General features: G+C 67.6%; 13 protein-coding genes, 1 tRNA gene and 2 pseudogenes. 8 read left to right on the plus strand and 8 right to left on the minus strand.

Going from position 1 to position 16,682, the window contains the following annotated elements; translation table 11 throughout:
* The first annotated feature begins 91 nt into the window (after positions 1–91).
* Positions 92–1,477, plus strand: a complete 1,386-nt coding sequence (locus ACOI2T_RS12830; RefSeq protein WP_409501492.1) for a glycine--tRNA ligase — start codon at positions 92–94, stop codon at positions 1,475–1,477.
* 10 nt (positions 1,478–1,487) lie between these two features.
* Here ACOI2T_RS12830 and ACOI2T_RS12835 read toward each other — a convergent pair whose 3' ends face one another.
* Positions 1,488–3,524: a TPM domain-containing protein gene (locus tag ACOI2T_RS12835; RefSeq protein WP_409501493.1), complete on the minus strand. Its 2,037-nt coding sequence runs from the start codon at positions 3,522–3,524 to the stop codon at positions 1,488–1,490.
* 59 nt (positions 3,525–3,583) lie between these two features.
* On the opposite strand from ACOI2T_RS12835, the gene ACOI2T_RS12840 reads away from it, so the two are divergent.
* On the plus strand, positions 3,584–4,858 hold the full coding sequence (locus ACOI2T_RS12840; protein ID WP_409501494.1) for a deoxyguanosinetriphosphate triphosphohydrolase: 1,275 nt from the start codon (positions 3,584–3,586) through the stop codon (positions 4,856–4,858).
* 6 nt (positions 4,859–4,864) lie between these two features.
* Here the strand turns inward: ACOI2T_RS12840 and ACOI2T_RS12845 are convergent, their stop codons facing one another.
* The gene (locus ACOI2T_RS12845) at positions 4,865–5,323 is read right to left on the minus strand and encodes a sensor domain-containing protein (protein ID WP_421876679.1); all 459 of its coding nucleotides are present in this window, start codon (positions 5,321–5,323) and stop codon (positions 4,865–4,867) included.
* A 307-nt stretch (positions 5,324–5,630) separates the two neighbouring features.
* Positions 5,631–5,810: pseudogene (locus ACOI2T_RS12850) on the minus strand (DUF4190 domain-containing protein); the annotation flags it as partial.
* Between the two features lie 66 nt (positions 5,811–5,876).
* Between ACOI2T_RS12850 and dnaG the strand changes: the two are divergent.
* Positions 5,877–7,775, plus strand: coding sequence for a DNA primase (dnaG, locus tag ACOI2T_RS12855; protein ID WP_067852077.1), 1,899 nt, complete (start codon positions 5,877–5,879; stop codon positions 7,773–7,775).
* 58 nt (positions 7,776–7,833) lie between these two features.
* Positions 7,834–8,133 carry a DUF7155 family protein gene (locus ACOI2T_RS12860; RefSeq protein WP_067852254.1) on the plus strand — a complete coding sequence of 100 codons (300 nt, stop codon included), beginning with the start codon at positions 7,834–7,836 and terminating at the stop codon, positions 8,131–8,133.
* A 3-nt stretch (positions 8,134–8,136) separates the two neighbouring features.
* Here the strand turns inward: ACOI2T_RS12860 and ACOI2T_RS12865 are convergent, their stop codons facing one another.
* Complete coding sequence (locus ACOI2T_RS12865) at positions 8,137–8,403, minus strand: hypothetical protein (RefSeq protein WP_409501496.1); 267 nt, start codon at positions 8,401–8,403, stop codon at positions 8,137–8,139.
* A gap of 144 nt (positions 8,404–8,547) precedes the next feature.
* On the opposite strand from ACOI2T_RS12865, the gene ACOI2T_RS12870 reads away from it, so the two are divergent.
* Positions 8,548–8,620: transfer RNA gene (locus ACOI2T_RS12870), tRNA-Asn, on the plus strand.
* A 15-nt stretch (positions 8,621–8,635) separates the two neighbouring features.
* On the opposite strand, the pseudogene ACOI2T_RS12875 reads toward ACOI2T_RS12870, so the two are convergent.
* Positions 8,636–9,088: pseudogene (locus ACOI2T_RS12875) on the minus strand (helix-turn-helix domain-containing protein); the annotation flags it as partial.
* 73 nt (positions 9,089–9,161) lie between these two features.
* Here ACOI2T_RS12875 and ACOI2T_RS12880 point away from each other — a divergent pair.
* Both ACOI2T_RS12880 and ACOI2T_RS12885 read left to right on the plus strand, forming a co-directional pair.
* Complete coding sequence (locus ACOI2T_RS12880; protein ID WP_409501497.1) at positions 9,162–10,913, plus strand: ABC transporter ATP-binding protein; 1,752 nt, start codon at positions 9,162–9,164, stop codon at positions 10,911–10,913.
* Positions 10,910–12,658 carry an ABC transporter ATP-binding protein gene (locus tag ACOI2T_RS12885; RefSeq protein WP_409501498.1) on the plus strand — a complete coding sequence of 583 codons (1,749 nt, stop codon included), beginning with the start codon at positions 10,910–10,912 and terminating at the stop codon, positions 12,656–12,658. Before ACOI2T_RS12880 ends, ACOI2T_RS12885 begins: the two co-directional genes overlap by 4 nt.
* On the opposite strand, the gene ACOI2T_RS12890 is transcribed toward ACOI2T_RS12885, so the two are convergent.
* Both ACOI2T_RS12890 and ACOI2T_RS12895 read right to left on the minus strand, forming a co-directional pair.
* On the minus strand, positions 12,655–12,969 hold the full coding sequence (locus tag ACOI2T_RS12890; protein WP_067852086.1) for a hypothetical protein: 315 nt from the start codon (positions 12,967–12,969) through the stop codon (positions 12,655–12,657). The genes ACOI2T_RS12885 and ACOI2T_RS12890 overlap by 4 nt on opposite strands.
* A gap of 51 nt (positions 12,970–13,020) precedes the next feature.
* Entirely contained in the window at positions 13,021–13,926 is a 906-nt protein-coding gene (locus ACOI2T_RS12895) for a LysR family transcriptional regulator (protein ID WP_409501499.1), read from the minus strand.
* 294 nt (positions 13,927–14,220) lie between these two features.
* Here ACOI2T_RS12895 and ACOI2T_RS12900 point away from each other — a divergent pair, with 294 nt between their 5' ends.
* Positions 14,221–14,715 (plus strand): LppP/LprE family lipoprotein, encoded by a 495-nt coding sequence (locus tag ACOI2T_RS12900; protein ID WP_409501500.1) that lies wholly within the window; start codon positions 14,221–14,223, stop codon positions 14,713–14,715.
* On the opposite strand, the gene ACOI2T_RS12905 is transcribed toward ACOI2T_RS12900, so the two are convergent.
* Positions 14,712–16,634: an acyl-CoA dehydrogenase family protein gene (locus ACOI2T_RS12905; RefSeq protein WP_409501501.1), complete on the minus strand. Its 1,923-nt coding sequence runs from the start codon at positions 16,632–16,634 to the stop codon at positions 14,712–14,714. The genes ACOI2T_RS12900 and ACOI2T_RS12905 overlap by 4 nt on opposite strands.
* Between the last annotated feature and the right edge of the window lie 48 nt (positions 16,635–16,682).

Here is a 16,682-nt window from a genome sequence, read left to right on the forward strand (position 1 = left end):
CCAGAATACATGCGCGTTGATGCATGTCAACAGTTCGGGCCGGTGCGGCGGATTATCAGTGGCAGGCCGCCGGTCGCTACGCTGTTGCACCGTGGCATCCATCATCGACACCGTTGCGAACCTGGCGAAACGCCGTGGCCTTGTCTACCAGTCGGGCGAAATCTACGGCGGCACCAAGTCGGCATGGGACTACGGGCCACTCGGTGTCGAACTCAAGGAGAACATCAAGCGCCAGTGGTGGCGCTCGGTGGTCACCGGCCGCGACGACGTCGTCGGTCTGGACAGCGCCATCATCCTGCCGCGGCAGGTGTGGGTCGCGTCCGGCCACGTCGAGGTGTTCAACGATCCGCTGGTCGAGTGCCTGAACTGCCACAAACGTCATCGGCAGGACCACATGCAGGAGGCGTACGCGGCGAAGAAGGGTCTCGACGACCCGGACTCAGTGCCGATGGACGAGATCGTGTGCCCGGACTGCGGCACGAAGGGCCAGTGGACCGAGCCCCGCGACTTCAACATGATGCTCAAGACCTACCTCGGCCCGATCGAGACCGAGGAGGGCTTGCACTACCTGCGACCCGAGACCGCGCAGGGCATCTTCGTGAACTTCGCGAACGTGGTCACCACCGCACGCAAGAAGCCGCCGTTCGGCATCGGCCAGATCGGCAAGAGCTTCCGCAACGAGATCACGCCCGGCAACTTCATCTTCCGCACCCGCGAGTTCGAGCAGATGGAGATGGAGTTCTTCGTCGAGCCGTCGACGGCGGGCGAGTGGCACCAGTACTGGATCGACACGCGGCTGGACTGGTACGTCGACCTCGGCATCAACCGCGACAACCTGCGGCTCTACGAGCATCCCAAGGAGAAGCTGTCGCACTACAGCGACCGCACCGTCGACATCGAGTACAAGTTCGGTTTCGCCGGCAACCCGTGGGGTGAGCTGGAGGGCGTGGCCAACCGCACGAACTTCGACTTGTCCACGCACTCACAGCATTCCGGCGTCGACCTGTCGTTCTACGACCAGGCCACCGAAACCCGGTACGTGCCTTACGTGATCGAGCCCGCAGCGGGTCTGACGCGTTCGCTGATGGCGTTTTTGGTCGACTCCTACACCGAGGACGAGGCGCCCAACGCCAAGGGCGGCGTGGACAAGCGCACCGTGCTCAAGCTCGACCCGCGCCTGGCGCCGGTCAAGGCCGCCGTGCTGCCGTTGTCGCGCAACGCCGACTTGTCACCGAAGGCCCGCGACCTCGCTGCCGAGCTGCGTAAGAGCTGGAACGTCGAATTCGACGACGCCGGTGCGATCGGCCGCCGCTACCGCCGTCAGGACGAGATCGGCACACCGTACTGCGTGACAGTCGATTTCGACACGCTCGAAGACAATGCGGTCACCATCCGCGAGCGCGACGCCATGACGCAGGAGCGGGTCGCACTCGACAAGGTGTCCGACTACTTGGCGGTGCGGCTCAAGGGCTGCTGAGCACGCGCGTTCAGAACCGGCCGCCGCCACCGCTGTAGCTGCGGCCGGACGAGCGCGATGCCCCGCCGTAGGACGTCGGGCGGCCCATGCCCCGGCCGCCGCCGAAGCCACCGCCGAATCCTCCGCCATAGCCCCCGCCGAACCCGCCTCCGCCGGAGAAGCCACCGCGCAGGATGTTGCCGATGATGATGCCGCCGAGCACGGCGCCCATATCGGACCCGCCGCCTCCGTACTGCGAGGTGTAGGAGCGCTGGGCTGCACGCACGTCGTCGTTGGCAAGGCCCTGCGCCTGAGCGGCGAGCGTCGAGGCCCCATTGGCATGTGCGACAGCCTCATTGGGGTTGCTGGCCCGTTTGGCCTCGGCGGCCTGTAGTTGCCGGCCGGCCTCGGCGAGCCTCGTGCGCGCCTCCGGGCCGATGCTGCCGCGCCGGGTCTCGATGAAGTCCGACACCGCTTTGATGCGCGACTGGGCGGTGAAGAGCGCCTGCTCCAGAGTCCGCGCCAGGCGTTCGGCGGCTTCGCGTTGTTCGTGCACGCTCGCCAGCAGTTGGTCGAGGTTGGCATCGGCCTGCGTCAGCCGCGTGAAGGTGCCCAGCGGGTCGGCGTTGCCGTTGGCCCTGGCGTCGTCAGCGGCTTTGGCCGCGGCATCACGGGCCGCTGCGAGTTTGTCGGTCTGCGGCGTACCTGGTTGTGCGAGCAGGGTATTCGCTTGATCGATACCGGCCTGGATGTCGGTGATCGCGGCGGGAAGCCCGGCCAGCGCCCGGTTGATGTCGGTGGCCGCGCTGTCGACCGCGTCGAGCAGGGTCCGGGCCTGGTCGAGCGCGGACTCGGCCGCCCGCACCGAATCGACCAACCCGGTCTGATCGCCGGCGGGCCGGGCCACCAGATTGCGGGCGGTGCTGATGTTGCGGTCGGCGAATGCCAGCCTTTCCTTCGCTGCGTCGACGTTGCCTGCGACTGAGCTCAGTGCGGTGGCGTCGAACTGTTTGTGCAACCCATCGAGGGTCTGGGCCGACGGGTTCATTCGCGCGGTCAGATCCACCATCTGTTGCGTCATGGTGTCGAGCCGTGCGGGGGCGTTGATCACGAGATCGCGCAGCTGTTCGAAGGCTTGGCTCTGCGCATCGAGTTCACGATCGGCCTTGGCTGCCGACAACACGACGCGGGTCAGCAGATCGCGCTGCTGCAGCGGTGTCTCGGGGGCGTCGTCGTCGAGGATCTGGCGCACGTTGAAGGCTTGCGCCAGCGCCGTTTTCGCGTTGGCCAGGGCCGTGCTGAACGGTTCGGTCTGCTTGGGGCCGAACTCTTCGACTGCCAGTTCGAGTTCGGCTTCGCTGGTACGCACGGCGTTGTCGACGTCGACGACGATCGAGCGCGAGAGCTCGTCGAGCGCTTCGAGCGGCACCGTCGCAAGCGCGTTGGCGTCGGTCGGGTCCACCCGCTTCGCGGCCTCGAATTCGGCCTTGCGGCGCTTGGCGCGGCGTCGGCGCGACCACCACCACAGCAGCCCGCCGAGCACGAGCAACACGCCGAGGGCGATCAGCATCGCGGGCCACGACACACCGGATTCCGGCGCGGGCGGTTCGGCGTTCAGATTGTTGGCGGCCGCGATCGCCGCGCCCGCCCAGTCGTCGCGTCGCAGCGCCGGTTCGATGTTGTCGCGCCGGATCTCCTCGGCGCGGGAGTTGCCGCCAGGAAGGGTGTCCGGGACCTGGAATGCGAACGAACGCGCCCGGGTGGCGACCGCCAGCAGCGCATCGTCGTCACCCAGCTCGCTCAACTGCATGGTGTTCTGTGCCCAGCCGAGATAGTTCTGGCCGGAGAAGTCCTCGACGAACACGACCCACAGCTGGATGCGGCGGTCGTCGTAGAGCTGGTCGAGAGCACGTTGCACGCCGGCGCGCTGGGAACTCGACAGCGCGCCCGCGTTGTCGGTGAGCTGAGTGGCCAGCCGCAGGGGCGGCTCGGCCGTTGCGCCGGGCGCGACGAGCAACCCGGTCATCAGGATCGCGAGCAGCATGCTGAGCAGACGGGCGATGCGCATGACGGTCAATCTAATGTGCTGCGCGGGTCGGGCGGCGTGTCCTGGCAGACTGTGCCCCGGTGAACGCGGTAAGGCACGACCACTATGACGACTTCGACCGGCAACGCCTGGTGGACGAAGCGCCGAAAGGTGCTGCGCTGCCGGGGACCGATACCGAGCACCGCACCGACTTCGCGCGGGACCGGGCGCGGGTGCTGCACAGTGCCGCGTTGCGGCGGCTGGCCGACAAAACGCAGGTCGTCGGACCGCGGCAGAGCGAGACACCACGGACCCGCCTGACCCATTCGCTTGAGGTGGCGCAGATCGGTCGCGGTATGGCCATCGGCCTCGGCTGCGATCCCGACCTCGTCGACCTCGCCGGGCTCGCCCACGACATCGGGCACCCGCCGTACGGTCACAACGGCGAGCGTGCGCTCAACGAGATCGCCAATGCCTTCGGCGGATTCGAGGGCAATGCGCAGAACTTCCGGATCCTCACCCGCCTCGAGCCGAAAGTCCTTGACGGCGATGGCCGTTCGGCGGGTTTGAACCTGACCAGGGCGGCGCTCGACGCGGTGACGAAATACCCGTGGCAGCGTTACGGTGGCCGCAAGAAGTTCGGCTTCTATGACGACGACCTCGACGCCGCGGCCTGGGTGCGCGACGGTGCGCCTGCTGAGCGGCCGTGCCTGGAAGCGCAGGTGATGGACTGGGCCGACGATGTCGCCTACTCCGTGCACGACGTCGAGGACGGGGTGATCTCGGGGCGCATCGACCTGCGGGTGCTCGCCGACGCCGACGCCGCCGACTCGCTCGCACGCCTGGGCGCCGAGTCCTTCCCGACCGTGACGCATGACGAACTGCTTGCTGCCGCGCAGCGGCTGTCGGAGATGCCTGTCGTGGCGGGCGTGGGCAAGTACGACGGAACGCTCGCGGCCTCGGTCGCGCTCAAACGCCTGACGAGTGAGCTCGTCGGCCGGTTCGCGAGTGCGGCGATCGCCGAGACCCGCGAGGCGGCCGGCGACGGCCCGCTCAAGCGCTTCGACACCGATCTCGCGGTGCCGAACCTCGTGCGCGCCGAGGTCGCGGTGCTCAAGATGCTGGCGTTGCAGTTCATCATGTCCGACCATCGGCACCTGCAGATCCAGGCGGACCAGCGGACGCTCATCCATGAGGTGGCCCTGGCCCTGTGGGCGCAGGCACCCGGCAGTCTCGACCCGCAATTCGAGCCGGAGTTCACCGCGGCCGACGACGACGGTGCCCGGTTGCGCGTAGTGATCGACCAGATCGCGTCCTACACCGAGGGGCGGCTGGAACGAGTGCACGAAGCTCGCTCGCCCCGGCCGTTGGACTGAAGAGCCTCAGGCGCCGATCTTGTCGGCGATCGCCCACGCCACGTCAACACCGCTCGTCTCGGGGTTGGCGGCCTCCGTGGATTCCTCGTCGTCGAACGAGATCTCGGTCTCGACCAGGTAGCTGCCCGCGACCGTGACGGCCCGGGCGTTGGGACTGGTCTGCGCATTCTTGGTGCGCCCGAACAACACCGTCGCGGCCAGCGTCGTCTCCTCGGTCCGGATATCGGTGATCTTGTGCGTCAGGTGCCCGGCATCGGGTATCTCGGTACCCCAATAGGTGACGGTCTGGCCGTCACAGCGTTGCCACGTCGCCTTGATCTCATCGAAAACCGCCTGAGCATCCTCGGGCGTCGACAGTTCGATGACGGCCTCGTCGACCTTCCTGACCACCCCGTCGGAGCCGCGCCAGACCTGACGCGCGAAGTCCTGCACATCGGCGTCGGCGTAACCACTCCGCTCGGCCACCACGACAGGACCGATGCAGTCGTACGGTTCGGCACCGGCCTGAGAGCTTCGAGGTCTCGGCCATGTCGTCGATGCCGCCCTCGACGGCGTCTTGGGGGACGGGTTCGAACGTCTCGCCGAGCAATTCACCGAGCTCGCTCCCGGTCAGCAGCAGCTGCTTGGCCGACTTGTCGCTCTCGGCCGCGGACGTCTCCGACGTCGCCGGGTCGTCCGACTTGCCGGGTAGCACCGCCCACACCACCACCGCGACGACTGCGGCAACGATCACGCAGTAGGAAATGGTCAGTCCGGCCACCGCCCGCCCGCGACCCCGCTCGCGACGTGTCTTGATCTGTGTCAGCGCGAGGTGGCCGAGTACGGCGCCGACCGGGGCGAACACGAAGCCGAACACGATCGACAGCGTCGACAGTGGATTGACCGGTGCCGCGGGTGGCGGCGCCGAAAAGGTGTGTGGTGGCGGGGGCCCGCCGTATCCGCCGAAGCTCATCTGCGTCCCTCCCCGCCGCGGGCAAACCCGTTCAACCGGAGTTTCCGGCACGCATAGACTAGGCCGGTGGCCGGCCGGATTCCTGATCGCGATATCGCGGCCATCCGTGACAAAGTCCGCATCGAGGATGTCGTGGGCGATTACGTCCAGTTGCGGCGTGCCGGGGCCGACTCGATGAAGGGCCTGTGCCCCTTCCATGACGAGAAATCGCCGTCGTTCCACGTCCGGCCCAACCACGGCCACTTCCACTGCTTCGGTTGTGGCGAGGGCGGTGACGTCTACGCGTTCGTCCAGAAGATCGAACACGTCAGCTTCGTCGAGGCAGTCGAGCTCCTGGCGGACCGGGTCGGCTACACCGTCACCTACACCGGCGCGTCGACCACGAACGTGCAGCGCGACCGGGGCAGCCGCAGCCGCTTGCTGGCCGCCAATGCCGCCGCGCAGGAGTTCTACGCCGAGGCGCTGCAGTCCGACGAGGCCGCCGAGGCCCGCAAGTACCTGACCGAACGCAATTTCGATGCCGCTGCGGCCGCCCAGTTCGGCTGCGGGTTCGCGCCGTCGGGTTGGGACAAGCTGACAAAGCACCTGCTGCGCAAAGGTTTTGAGTTCAAGGAGCTCGAAGCGGCCGGGCTGAGCCGCGAGGGCAAGCGCGGCCCGATGGACCGGTTCCACCGCCGGTTGCTGTGGCCCATCCGGGTGTCGTCGGGTGAGACCATCGGCTTCGGCGCGCGCCGGTTGTTCGACGACGACCAGAACCAGGCCAAATACGTCAACACGCCGGAGACCGTGCTGTACAAGAAGTCTCAGGTGCTGTTCGGGCTGGACCGCGCCAAGCGCGATATCGCCAAGGGCCATCAGGCCGTGGTCGTCGAGGGCTACACCGACGTGATGGCCATGCATCTGGCCGGGGTGACCACGGCGGTGGCCTCGTGCGGGACCGCGTTCGGCGACCAGCACCTGTCGATGTTGCGGCGACTCATGATGGACGACAACTTCTTTCGCGGTGAACTGATCTACGTGTTCGACGGCGACGCCGCCGGGCGGGCCGCTGCGGTCAAGGCATTCGAGGGGGAGCAGAACCTGGCCGGGCAGTCGTTCGTGGCGGTCGCGGCGGACGGCATGGACCCGTGCGATCTGCGGTTGCGTTCCGGTGACGGCGCGCTGCGGGATCTGGTGGCCCGCCGAACACCGTTGTTCGAGTTCGTGATTCGCAGCGCGCTCGCCGAACACGACCTCGACAGTGCCGAAGGCCGCGTGGCCGCGCTGCGCCGGTGTGTGCCGATGGCGGCCCGGATCAAAGACCCGACCCTGCGCGACGAGTACGCCCGCCAGCTCGCCGGCTGGGTCGGCTGGGACGACGTGGCGCAGGTGATCGGGCGCGTGCGTGAGGAAGCCAGCGGTGGCCGCCGCGACGGCCGTCGTGCCGGTGCCGAGCCGCAGGCCCGACCCAAGGCGCCCCCGGTGCAGCGGCCCGACCCGAGCGATCCCACGCTGTGGCCGCAGCGGGAGGCGCTCAAGGCGGGCCTGCAGTATCCGGCGCTGGCCGGCCCGGTGTTCGATTCGCTGACCGTGGAGAGCTTCACGCATCCCGGCTACGCCGCCGTACGCACCGCCATGGAGGCGGCAGGTGGCACGGCGTCGGGCGCGTCCGGGGCGCAGTGGATCGAAGCGGTGCGCGAGCAGACGTCGTCTCCGGCGGCCGCCAGCCTCGTCAACGAGCTCGGCGTGGAGGCGATCAACGTCGAAGACGACGAGAAGCTCCCGCGCTACATCGGCAGCGTGCTGGCCCGCCTGCAGGAGGTCTGGGTGGGCCGCCAGATCGCCGAGGTGAAGTCCAAGTTGCAACGGATGTCGCCGGTCGAGCAGGGAGACGAATATCACGCCCTGTTCGGTGACCTCGTCGCGATGGAGTCCTACCGCCGCAGCCTGCTGGAACAAGCGAGCGGCGACGACCTCACTGCGTGAGAGCTCACATCACGATAGGGTGGAGCCGATCTATGGACGAGCTGAGAAAGGCAACCTGGTGACACAGTTCAGCAACCGGACGCGGCGCTTCGTCGCAGTCGGGGCTTTCGCGGCAGCCGCAGTGGCCGCCCCGGCCTTCCTCGCCGCCACGACCCCGCAGTCCGACGTCACTGCCGCCCCGGCCTGCCTGGCCTGGTTCGGCAACAAAGAAGACGGCAAGTGCCTGTCGTACTCCAACGGTCAGCCCGCGGTCGGCGGCATCCCGCCGGTCTCCATCGGCGCGCCCGGCAGCGGTAACCCGGGCCTGAGCACCGGCCCGCTGCTTCCCGGCACGACGATCAATCAGAGCATCGGCTAGCGCTCACCAGCCGCGCTTGACCTTCACCGAATCGTCGGTGTTCTCCACGGAGAGCACCGACGTTTCTGCGTCTATGGGGGTCATCGTCACGAACTCCGGGTCGGGCGACACGCGCCGCGCGATCTGGCGCCGCCCGGCGTCGATGACGGCTCGCGTCGCAGGGTTGGACGTGACCGCACGATAGGTGCTGGCGATCTGCTCGTAGCGACGGCGGCCGGCCTTCGCGCCGAGCACGTAGCCGACGGCGATCACGGCGGCATAGCGGATCACAGCGTTCCTCCCAGACGACAGTTGTGTGTGTCCATCCTGCCTCACCGACGCCTCGACTCGCCCGTGTGGGATCGCATTGGCGGCGGTGGCGGTCAGTACGCTAGAGTCAACGCTCGGCCGCGGAGGAGATCCGCGGAAAGGCAGTCCCCTGTAGCTCAATTGGCAGAGCATTCGGCTGTTAACCGAAGGGTTGCTGGTTCGAGTCCAGCCGGGGGAGCAAGGTACGAGATCGCCGGGCGGCATCGATCAGGTCCGCCTCGGCGAACCGCCCCCGCGGGGTGTGTTTCACCAGCTCCTCATCCAGGTATGGACAATCCGTTGTCGGATCGTCCGACGTGCACAGCAGCAGATGCGTCAGGTAGTCGCGCGCAGCCTGTAGTCGCGCACACTGCTCGTCGAGCCGCTTGATGTGGCCCCGCACCGCCTCCAGCCATTCGCCGTTCTGTGTATCGCCGGACGTCACGATCGCGGCCTGGTCCAGCGGCATCCGTCCGGTGACCGCGCACAGATACGCCAGCCCGATCCGGCGCAGGTCGGCTTCGTTGTACGTGCGCCTGCCTCCGTTCTGGTCCGGCTCGGGCAATACGCCCTGTTTTTCCCACCAGCGCAGTGCCGACGGTGCCAGCCCGTAGAGGGCGGCGGCCTCACCGATCTGTACGTGCGCGCCACGTCGGTTTTCGTCCATGCGGAGCAGTTGACATGAAGTCGACTTCAACTTCAAGACTTAGGGCAGCCTTCCCTATGAGAGGACGCCGAGTATGCCCGAGGTTGCCCCACCTCCCGCACTACCCATCACCTACCGCGGCGCCGCCGACATGCTGCGCCCGGTGCATGTCAACCTGATCGCGTGTGCCGTGCTGGCCGCCGTCGCCGCGGCGGCGGGCCTGCTTCCGTATATCGCGATCGCGGAGATCGCCCGGCGCGCGCTGGCCGGCTCGGAGGGCCACGTATGGCTGTGGATCGGTCTGGGAGCGGCGGGCGCCGCGGTACGCCTGGTCTGCCTCGGCCTGGCCTCCCATATCGGCCACCACGCCGACGCCAGGATGCTGCACCACCTCCGCAAGCGCCTCGTCGACCGCCTCGGCATCGTTCCGCTGGGCTGGTTCCGGTCCTCGGGCTCGGGCCAGATGAAGAAGGTCATGACCGTCGACCTCGAAGCCATGCATGTGCTGTTCGCGCACGCCCTCGGCGAGCTCGTCGGCGCGGTCACCGTCACGCTCGTCGCGATCGGCTATCTCATATCGGTGGACGCGCCGATGACGGCGGTCACGGTCGCGGTGCCGGTGATCGCCTTCCTGACCTACCGGCTGGCGATGCGGTCGATGCCGGAACACACCCAGAAGCTGATCGCGGCCGAGACCCGGATCAGCGGCGCGACAGTGGAATACGCCGACGGTATCGCCGTGGCCAAAACATTCGGTGCCACAACGGCATTGGAGAGATTCACGCGGGCGGTCCGCGACTATCGCGACGCCTTCCGCGCCTGGGTCGCCGAGGTTCGCTACAGCACCGCGGCCAGCCACATCCTCGCGGCGGAGGTGACGGTGCTCGCGGTCGTGACAGTCGGCGGGTTGATGTTCGTTCGCGCGGGCGGGCTCGCGATGGCAGACCTGATCCCGTTCCTCGTCGTCGGGGTGGGACTCGCCGCGCCGTTGTCCGAATTCATCCACGGGTCGATAGCGCTTCGCAGTGCTCGCGTGGCCGCGGGCAACATCGAACGGCTGCTCTCGATACCCGCACTGCCCGAGCCGCAGATGCCCAAGAGCCCCAACGAGTTCGGTGTGGAGTTCGACCATGTCGCCTTCTCCTACGACGGCACCACCGACGCCGTGCGCGACATCACCATGACCTGCCGCCCCGGCACGGTCACCGCGCTCGTCGGACCGTCCGGGGCGGGCAAGACCACCGTGGCGACGCTCGTGCCCAGGTTCTACGACGTCACGTCCGGCGCCATCCGGATCGGCGGGGTCGACATCCGCGACATGTCCTCGACGGCACTGCTGTCGACGGTGTCGCTGGTGTTCCAGGACGTGGTGCTCGTCCGCGACACGGTCGCCGAGAACATCCGGTTGGGCAGGCCCACGGCCACCGACGCCGAGATACGCGCGGCGGCGAAGGCCGCGCAGATCCACGATGTCATCGAGCGGTTGCCACAGGGCTACGACACCGTGCTGAATCAGTCTGACGGCGGCGGACTCTCGGGTGGCGAGCGGCAGCGGCTGACGATCGCACGGGCCATCCTGGCGCGTTCACCGATCGTGGTGCTCGATGAGGCGACGGCGGCACTCGACCCGGACAGCGAAGTCGCCGTGCACGACGCGCTCGCCGAACTCATCGTCGGCAAGACCGTCATCGTGATCGCCCACCGCCTGCACACCGTCGTCGGCGCCGATCAGATCGTCGTCCTCGACGGTGGCCGTATCGCCGAGACCGGCACCCACGCCGCACTACTCGCCCGCGACGGGCTCTACGCCAGATTGTGGCGCGCACAGCAGGGGGTGGCGGCATGATCCGCCGGCTACTGACCATCGTGACCGATCCCCGTCCGCTGTTGCACGTCGCGGCGCTGCAGGCGGTACTCGGTGTCGTGCAGGGACTTCTGCTCGGGGCGCTGGTTCCGATCCTGCGCGCCCTGCTGGCACCGCAGCCCGATTTCGCCGCAGCCGCACCATGGTTGGGCGTGGCGGGAGCCGGCGTGCTGATCTACTGGTGGCTCAATGTGCGGACGATGACGGTCGGATTCGTCGCTGCGGGGGAGACCACCGCGCAGTTGCGCGGCAGGCTCATCGAACACCTCAATTTGTTGCCGATGGGCTGGTTCAGCGGCGACAACAAGGGCCGGTTCGTGCGGACTGCCACGTCGGTGGCCGGCGAGGTCGGGCACGTCAGCGTCGTGGTGGCCGGGCCCGCGGTGAACTGCATCAGCGTGTCGGTGACGATCGCCGCGGTCACACTGGTGGTCGACTGGCGGCTCGGGCTGGTGCTGGCACTGACGCTGCCCGCCGCGTTGCTCGCGGCGCGAAACTGCCGCCGCAGCACGCTCGGCGTGGTCGCCGACATCGAAGCCGCCGGGAATGAAATCGCCGGGCGGGCAGTCGAATACGGGCAGGCTCAGTCGGTCATCCGGGCGGCGGGCCGCGGGCGCACCGGCACCGTGCAGATGCGCGACGCGCTCGACGAACACCGCCGACGCTATGCCAGGGGCCTGAACCGGCTGTTGTGGCCCGACCAGCTCTACACCTGGGTCGTGGCCGCCGGTTTCGTCGCCACGCTCGCACTGACCGCGACATTCCTGCTCGACGGCTCACTGCAGGTCGTCGACGCCGTCGCGCTGTTGATCCTCGCGGTGCGGTTCACCGAACCGCTGGGCGCGCTCGGCGGTCACGTGAGCGGCATCGGTGCGCTCGACTATCTCGTCGCCACGGTCGATGATTTCCTGCGCCTCGATCCACTGCCGCAGTCGCCTCGGCCGCGCCGCGTCGTGTACGACGTCGGCATCGAATTGTGCGGTGTCGGTTTCGGATACGGCGGCAACGCTGCGCTCAGCGACGTGTCGTTCTGCTGTCCGGCCGGCTCCACGACGGCGCTCGTCGGCCCGTCGGGGTCGGGGAAGACGACCGTGCTGCGGCTGATCGCCCGGTTGTTCGACACCGACACCGGGTCGGTACGCGTCGGCGGCATCGATGTCCGCGATTACGACCACACCGCGCTCCTGCGCGAGATCGCGATCGTGTTCCAGGACGTCTACCTGTTCGACACCACGATCGAGGAGAACCTGCGACTGGCCCGGCCCGACGCGACCGCTGCCGAGTTGCATGCCGCGGCGCGCGCCGCCGCGCTCGACGAGGTCATCGACCGGCTGCCCAACGGTTGGGAGACCCGGGTCGGCGAGGGCGGTGCCCAGTTGTCCGGCGGGGAGCGTCAACGCGTATCGATCGCACGCGCCTTCCTCAAGCAGGCGCGCATCGTGCTCGTCGACGAGGCCGCATCGGCTCTCGATCCCGAGAACGAAGCGGCCATCGGTGCGGCCATCGCCGAACTGGCAGCCGACCCGCACCGCACGATGATCGTCATCGCGCACCGCCCCGCCACCCTCGAGGCGGCCGATCAGGTCGTCGCGCTCGACGGAGGACGCGTCGTCGAGACCGGGTCACCGACGCAGCTGATGGAATCCGCGGGTGTCTACGCCCGGCTGTATCGCCAGTACGTGCGCGCCCGCGGCTGGCACATCGGGGGTGACATCGCGGGTGACTAGGACTGCGGCCGGTTCTGCTTCTGGCGCGCGGCTTGAGCCAGCGCCTCCACGAGCGGATTGGTCGCCGACGCGAGCGCCTTCCGCTCCTCCTCGGTCAGCTGGTAGAAGGTCCACACGCCCCACGCCGCCGGGCGGACGTACACCGTCACCTGCTGCTTGTTGTTCTGCAACACCGCGGGCACCGCGACGGCGCGGTCCAGGGTCGCCGAGCTCAACATCTCCTCGGCCAGCTTGTCGGTGTCGACCGATTCCTGGAGTTGGTACAGCACGGCCTTGTTGGCGGGGCCTTCCATGGCGAGGAACCAGGCCATCAGTGTGTCTCCTTCAATCGGTGTCAGCGCAGTCACTGTAGCGTTACGTGATCAGCCTGACAGGCCGTACTTGGCTGACAGCGACTGCCTGGCGTAATCGATCAACCGCCGCGCACTGGGTGTGGGCTGTCTTGCGTTATTCCACGCCAGCGCAAGGGATCCTCGCAGCTGCACGTCCGTGATCGGCAGAACGCGCAGTTGGCCGTCGCGCGCCCGGGCGTACGGCTCGGGAACCAGGGCGACTCCCAGGCCTCCCACGGCAAGCTCGGCCAAGACGCTCGGATCACCCGCTTCGATGCCGATGTGCGCCTCGATTCCCGCAGCAGCGAGCGTGGCGTCGATGGTGCTGCGCGTGCCGACCATCGGGGAGAAGGTGATCAGCTGGCACCCGCTCAGGTCATCGAGGGTGATGTCGGTGGCGGTGGCCAGTGGGTGGTCCGGACTCACCGCCGCGACGAGCGGTTCGTCGGCGACCAGTTGCAGCCCGAGATCCGGGGGCACCACGGCGGGCGGTGCGATGATGGCCGCGTCCTGACGGCCGGCGAGCAGCCCCGCCACGAGTTCGTCACTACCGGTCTCCTGCAGAGATATCTCGACCAACGGGTGATCGCGGTGGAACCTCGCGAGCATGTCCGCGAGATCGAACGCGTACGACGACGACGCCGCCAGCCCGACGCTGACGTGTCCGCGTAACGCATCGCCGTACTCGTCGGCGATCTGCCGGGCGTCCTCGGCTGCCGCCAACGCGAGTCGCGCATGCTTCAACACCGCGGTGCCCACCTCGGTGAGCCGGACGGCGCGCCGGTTGCGGTCGAACAACCGCTGACCCAGTTCGCGTTCCAGCTGCAGGATTTGCGCGCTGATCCCGGACTGCGCGATGTGCAACCGGGCCGCCGCCTTGGTGAAGCTCTCCTCCTCCGCGACAGCGACGAAGTACTCCAGCTGCCGCAGTTCCATAGCCGGAAATGATAACAGCGGGCATTTTTCGCTTCGGCGCAATATTCGGCCTCCGGCCGCGTTGTTGTCGGCGCACCCGGAAAGATTTTCTGATTTGCAGATGAAGTGCTGTGGCGAGGTTGTGACCGGCCACGTTGAATGCTGCGCCATTCATATCGGCGACGGCGCCGGAATTCATGTACATGCGAATTCAGTGAATTGGGAATTGCGCCGAAGTGGAGAAAGACAATTGAGATTGTCGGTCGGACGGCGCGTTGCGGCGGTCCCGCGGGCCTGCCCCGTAAGCTCGGTGGCATGCGGTTGTCCCGGCTGAGCGCGGTGCTGCTGTCCCTGGGTTTCCTTGCTGTGGGCTGCGGGTGGAGTCCACCTTCGGCACCGCCGCCCAAGCCCGACACGTGCACGCCGGCCGACGGCCCGGCCGCCGACACGGTCGCTCAGGAGATCGCCAAGCTGCCCGCGCCCAAGGCCGGTTCGGAGTGGACCAAGGTCAACGAAGGCCACACCAGCAACTGCCGGCTGTACTGGGTGCAGGTCGGCCAGACCAACCCCGAGCCGAACAGCCCGGGCCAGCTGCTGTTCTTCGACCGTCAGACTCCATTGGGCCCTGCCACGCCCGAGCCGCGGCCCTACATCAACGTCGTAACCAACGCCGACGACTCGGTCATCGTGAATTACCAGTGGCAGCAGGGCCAGGATTCACCGAAGGCGCCGACCGGCATCGCGACCGTGCGGTTCCGGATCGGGGACGACGGCAAGCTGGTTGCCGTCGACCCGATCCCCAAGCCCTAACCGTTGAGCAGCTCGTCGGGGTCGAGCATCGCGGCGTAGCGCAGTTGCTCGGGAATGCCGAACCCGTCGACGAGCGTCTCGATGTGCGGCCGCAGGCTGCGGCACCGCTCGTTGATACCCCTTGTGACGGCCTTGGCGCGTTCGGTGGACAGGTAGCGGTGCTCGATGAACCAGGCCTTGTCGTCTTCGATCACCGACAGCGCGTACAGATCACACACGTCGTTCAGCAACTCGCGGGCCGTGTCGTCCTCGCACGCGTCGATGCCTGCGACGAACGCTTCCAACACGATTCGGTCGATGTGGGCCGTCGCCGCGTGCAGCACGTGGTCCTGGACGGCGTTGAACGCGTCGAACGCCGACATCTCCTTGGCCTTGCCCTGGAGCCGTCGTGCCACTGACGCCAGCATGTACGCCTCGCGGTCCTCGAACATCTTGACCTGCGTCCCGCGGTTGAACAGGCTGCCCTCTTCTTCGTTGTCCTGGCGACTGTCGAGGATCGTCTGCATGATCGTCTCGGCCGCGGTGCGCTTGAGCACCCGCTCGCCGGCGAAGTTCGCCGCGAAGCGCACCCATTCGACCGGGCTCATGCCCTTGATGTCGTCGGCGTAGGCCGTCAACAACTCTTTGGCCACGAGCTGCGTCAGCACATGGTTGTCGCCCTCGAAGGTCGTGAACACGTCGGTGTCGGCGCGCAGCGCGATCAACCGGTTCTCGGCGAGATAGCCTGCGCCACCGCAGGCTTCGCGGGCCTCCTGGATGGCCTTGCTGGCATGCCAGGTGTTGGCGGCCTTGAGCCCGGCGGCTCGTGCCTCCAATTCCCGCTGTTCCTCCGGGTCGGGGTTGTCGGAGGTCTGCAGCTCATGGCATTTCGCGACGAGCTCGTTCTGCGCGAATTGCAGCGCGTAGGACTTGGCGATCAGCGGAATCAGCCGGCGCTGGTGCACGAGGTAATCCATGATGAGCACCTCGTCCTCGCCGTCGGGTGCACTGAACTGCTTGCGTTCCAACGCATACCGGGTGGCGATGTCGAGGGCGACGCGAGCTGCGGCCGCCGCGCTGCCGCCGACCGTGACGCGACCGCGGATCAAGGTCCCGAGCATGGTGAAGAACCGCCGGCCGGGGTTCTCGATCGGCGAGCTGTAGGTGCCGTCGGGGGAGACGTCGGCGTAGCGGTTGAGCAGGTTCTCCCGGGGCACCCGAACGTTGTCGAACACGATGCGGCCGTTGTCGACGCCGGGCAGCCCACCCTTGTAGTGGCAGTCGGAGGTCGTGACGCCGGGCATGTCGTTGCCCATCTCGTCGCGGATCGGCACCACCAGGCAATGCACACCGTGATTGACGCCGTCGGGGGTGATCAACTGCGCGAAAACCGCTGCAACCCTGGCAGTTTCGGCGGCACCGCCGATGTAGTCCTTGCGCGCCGTCGGGGTCGGGGAGTGGATCACGAACTCCTGGGTGGCCGCATCGTAGGTCGCGGTGGTTTCCAGGGACTGCACGTCGCTGCCGTGGCCGGTCTCGGTCATCGCGAAACAGCCGAGCAGGTCGAGGTCGATGAGCTTGCGCACGTAGGCCTTGTGATGTCGCTCGGTGCCGAGGTTCTCGATGGCGCCGCCGAACAGCCCCCACTGCACGCCGGCCTTGACCATGAGGGACAGATCCGACATGGCGAGCATCTCGATCTGGGTGATGGCCGCGCCGACGTTGCCGTTGCCGCCGTGCTCCTTGCGGAACCCGTCCTCGGCTGCGCCCGCCGCGGCCATGATCTTGAGTTGCTCGCCCACCTTCGCCCTGGCGATGACCGTATTGGGCGTGTAGTGCGGCCGGAATATCTCGTTCGACAGGTTGGTCCGCATGGCGTTCTTGACGTCACGCCAGCGGCCGTCCAGCGTGTTGCGCAGATGTTCGGCAGTGGAGGTCATACCTGACGGTAACGCGTGCACCCGCCGACGCAGGTAAACCTGAGTGGA

This window comes from Mycolicibacterium wolinskyi str. Jessa 2025 (genome assembly GCF_049241375.1).
GTDB lineage: Bacteria > Actinomycetota > Actinomycetes > Mycobacteriales > Mycobacteriaceae > Mycobacterium > Mycobacterium wolinskyi.

What these genes read in the sequence shown, in the direction of transcription:
- ACOI2T_RS12835 (WP_409501493.1), bottom strand. Translation starts at nt 3,524, where the DNA reads ATGCGCATCGCCCGTCTGCTCAGCATGCTGCTCGCGATCCTGATGACC.
- ACOI2T_RS12880 (WP_409501497.1), top strand. Translation starts at nt 9,162, where the DNA reads ATGCCCGAGGTTGCCCCACCTCCCGCACTACCCATCACCTACCGCGGC.
- ACOI2T_RS12885 (WP_409501498.1), top strand. Translation starts at nt 10,910, where the DNA reads ATGATCCGCCGGCTACTGACCATCGTGACCGATCCCCGTCCGCTGTTG.
- ACOI2T_RS12890 (WP_067852086.1), bottom strand. Translation starts at nt 12,969, where the DNA reads ATGGCCTGGTTCCTCGCCATGGAAGGCCCCGCCAACAAGGCCGTGCTG.
- ACOI2T_RS12895 (WP_409501499.1), bottom strand. Translation starts at nt 13,926, where the DNA reads ATGGAACTGCGGCAGCTGGAGTACTTCGTCGCTGTCGCGGAGGAGGAG.
- ACOI2T_RS12900 (WP_409501500.1), top strand. Translation starts at nt 14,221, where the DNA reads ATGCGGTTGTCCCGGCTGAGCGCGGTGCTGCTGTCCCTGGGTTTCCTT.
- ACOI2T_RS12905 (WP_409501501.1), bottom strand. Translation starts at nt 16,634, where the DNA reads ATGACCTCCACTGCCGAACATCTGCGCAACACGCTGGACGGCCGCTGG.